Annotated in this window: 2 protein-coding genes; both read right to left on the minus strand. The window is 74.4% G+C overall.

Translation table 11 applies throughout. The features are described from left to right. On the minus strand, window positions 1–3230 hold a 3230-nt coding region (locus tag H5J30_RS22675; RefSeq protein WP_220189238.1), incomplete at its 3' end, for a non-ribosomal peptide synthetase. 13 nt (window positions 3231–3243) lie between these two features. Continuing rightward, on the minus strand, window positions 3244–3467 hold a 224-nt coding region (locus H5J30_RS22680; RefSeq protein WP_181789230.1), incomplete at its 5' end, for a hypothetical protein.

A 3467-nucleotide genomic window follows, 5' to 3' on the forward strand; every position in this document is an offset into this window, starting at 1 on the left:
AGCGCCGCGCCCAGCGCGTCGCGGTCCAGCTCGCCGGTGAGGCGCAGCGCGACGGAGGTGCGGTACGCGGCGGAGTCCTCGGCGAGCCGGGACATCAGCCACGTGCGCAACTGGCCGGCGGACGCCGGCACCTCGTCGGGGTGCTCGACGGCGCGCAGCGCGGGGCGGGTCTTGGACGCCAGCATCCGCGCCACGCCCACCGGGGTGGGGGCGCCGAAGAACTGGCGCATGTTCAGCTCGGCGGCGAAGTCCTCGCGGACCCGCCCGGCGAGACGCATGGCGAGGCCGGAGTCGCCGCCGAGGTCGAAGAAGTTGTCGTCGGCGCCGACCCGTTCGACGCCGAGGACCTCGGCGAAGAGCGCGCACAGCGCCTCCTCCGCCTCGCCCTCGGGCGCGCGGCCGGTGGCGCGCCCGGCGAAGTCCGGGGCGGGCAGGGCGGCGCGGTCGAGCTTGCCGTTGGGCGTCAGCGGGAGGCTCTCCAGCACGAGCACGGCGGTGGGCACCATGTGCGCGGGCAGACGGGTGGCGGCGTGCTCGCGCACCGCGTCGATGTCGGCCGCCGGGCCGCCGGGGACGACGTAGGCGATGAGGCGGCGGTCGCCGGGGCGGTCCTCCCGTACGACGACGGCGGCCTGCGATACGTCGGGGTGGGCGGCGAGGACGGCCTCGACCTCGCCGGGCTCGACGCGGAACCCGCGGATCTTGACCTGTTCGTCGGCGCGCCCCAGGAAGGCCAGTTGCCCGTCGGCCGTCCATGCGGCGAGGTCGCCGGAGCGGTACATGCGCGCGCCCGGCTCGAAGGGGCAGGCGACGAAGCGCTCGGCGGTCAGCCCGCCGCGGCCGATGTATCCGCGGGCAAGACCGGGGCCGGCGATGTACACCTCGCCGGTGACACCCGGGGGTACGGGCCGCAGGAAGTCGTCCAGCACGTAGACGCGGGTGTTGCCGATCGGGCGGCCGATGGGGGGCGGCGGGTCGGAGGGGGCGATGTCCGCGTCGAGGGGGGTGGCGGTGGTGATGACGGTGGCTTCGGTCGGCCCGTACGTGTTCCACACCTGGGCCTGCCCGGTCCAGCGGGAAGCCAGGTCGGCGGTCAGCAACTCGGCGCCCAGCACCCAGTTCCGCACCCCGCTCACCGCGGCCGGGTCGAGAACGCTCAGCAGCGACGGCACCACACTGGCCACGGACACGCCGGAGCTACGGACCATCTCTGCCAGCGCCGCGGGCTCCTCGCGCTCCTCGTCGGAGGCGACGGCCAGCGTGCCACCGGAGGCGAGCGTGACCGCGACGTCAAGGACGGCGGCGTCGAAGCTGAACGACGCGAACTGCAACGCCGTCACACCCTCCGCCACACCGAGAATCGGACGCATCGCCTCCGCCAGGTTCGCCGGACCGCGATGCGGGACGGCGACGCCCTTCGGGCGGCCCGTCGAACCCGACGTATAGATGACGTACGCGAGCTGCCCCAGTTCCAGCACCGTGCCCAGCGGCTCCGCCGACTCCGCCGCGATCTCCCCCGCCGCAGACACCACGTCCTCCGCGCTCAGCACCACCTGCGCACCACTGTCGGCGACCATGAAGGCGAGCCGGTCCGCCGGATAGGCAGGATCCAACGGCACGTACGCGCCCCCGGCCTTCCACACCGCAAGCACCGCCACAACCATCTCGACCCCGCGCGGCAGACACAGCCCCACCCGCGACTCCCGGCCCACACTCAGCCGGATCAGATACCGCGCCAGCCGATTCGCCCGCGCATCCAACTCCCCGTACGACAGCTCCTCCGCCCCGCACCGCACGGCGACGACACCGGGCGCTCTCCGCGCCCGCTCCTCGAACCGGTCCAGCACCGAACCCACCGGCACCGCCAACTCCGTCGCGTTCCACCCCGACACGACCCGGGACCGCTCCCCGGCGTCCAGCACCTCCACGCCCCCCACCCGCACCGACGGGTCCGCCACCACCTGCTCCAGCACCCGCACCACCCGCCCGAAGATCGCGGTGGCCGCGTCGCGGTCGAAGAGGTCCGGCCGGTAGTCGAGTTTGCAGCGCAGCCGGTCCCCGGCCGGGGTGACGACGAGTGTCAGCGGGTAGTGGGCCGCGTCCCGCGACATGCCGGCCGGGCGGATGGTCAGCGCCTCGGGCGCGTCTGCCGCTCCCGCCGGCGGCGGGGGGAAGCTCTCGTAGAGCACCAGGGTGTCGAAGACCGCGCCGGGGCCCGCGAGGCGCTGCACCTCCGGGAGCCCGAGGTGCTGGTGCGCCATCAGCTCGGACTGGCGCCGCTGGAGGTCGGCCAGCAGTTCCAGCACCGGCTGCCCGCCGTCGAGCCGCACGCGCACCGGCAGGGTGTTGAGCAGCAGGCCCACCATCGCTTCGACGCCCGACAGTTCCGCGGGCCGCCCGGCCGCTGTGGCGCCGAAGACGACGTCCGTGCGGCGCGCCAGCCGGGCCAGGACCAGCGACCAGGCTCCCTGCACCACGGTGTTGAGGGTCAGGCCCTCCGCGCGCGCCAGGTCCCGCAGGCCCTTGGTGGTCGGCTCGGGAACGTCGCCGAAGACGTGCTCGGGGAAGACGGCCGCCCGCGTCGGGTCGGCGGGGACGACGAGGGTCGGCTCGTCCGCGCCCGCCAGTTCGGCCTGCCACGCGGCGCGCGCCGCGTCCTTGTCCTGGCGGCCCAGCCATGCCAGGTACTGGCCGTAGGACGGCACCCGCTTCAGCCGCGAGGCGTCGCCCCCGGCGGCGTAGACGGCGGACAGCTCGGTGAGGAGGACCGGCATCGACCAGCCGTCCATGAGGATGTGGTGGAACGTCATCACGAGCCGGTGCCGGTTCTCCCCGAGGCGTACGAGGAGGAAGCGCATCAGCGGCGCGGCAGCCAGGTCGATCCGCTCGGCGAGCCGGCGCGCGGTGAGCCGGTCCAGCTCGGCCCGGGCGTCGTCCTCGCTCAGCCCCGACAGGTCCTCCTCCCGCCACGGCAGCTCCACGTCGCGCGCGATGACCTGCACCATCTTCGCTCCGCTGACCTGGCGGAAGCAGGCGCGCAGGGCGGCGTGCCGGTCGAGGAGCGCCTGCCACGACGCGCGCAGCCGCGCCTGGTCCAGCGGTCCTTCGATGTCCAGGGCGGACTGCACGGTGTACACGTCGGGGCCGGTGCCCGCGAGCGCCGCGTGGAAGAGCATGCCTTCCTGCAGCGGCGACAGCGGCCACACGTCCTCGACCTGGGATCGGCTCATCGCACTCTCCTCATCAACGGCTTCGCGCCGGTCGGCCCGGCCGGGACTGCTCGTCGGCGAACGCCGCTTCGAGCTCTTCGATCTGGTTCTGAGCGAGGTCGAGCAGGGGGAAGTCGGAGGGGGTGTGCCCGCCGGCCGCCGGGTCCTCCGTGTGGGCCGCGAGGCCGGCCAGCAGCTCCAGCCAGGCCGCGCCCAGCCGTTCGGCGTCCGCGTCGTCCAGCAGCCTGCCGGCCCACG

Source organism: Streptomyces phytophilus, from assembly GCF_013870535.1.
Taxonomy (GTDB): Bacteria; Actinomycetota; Actinomycetes; order Streptomycetales; family Streptomycetaceae; genus Streptomyces; species Streptomyces phytophilus.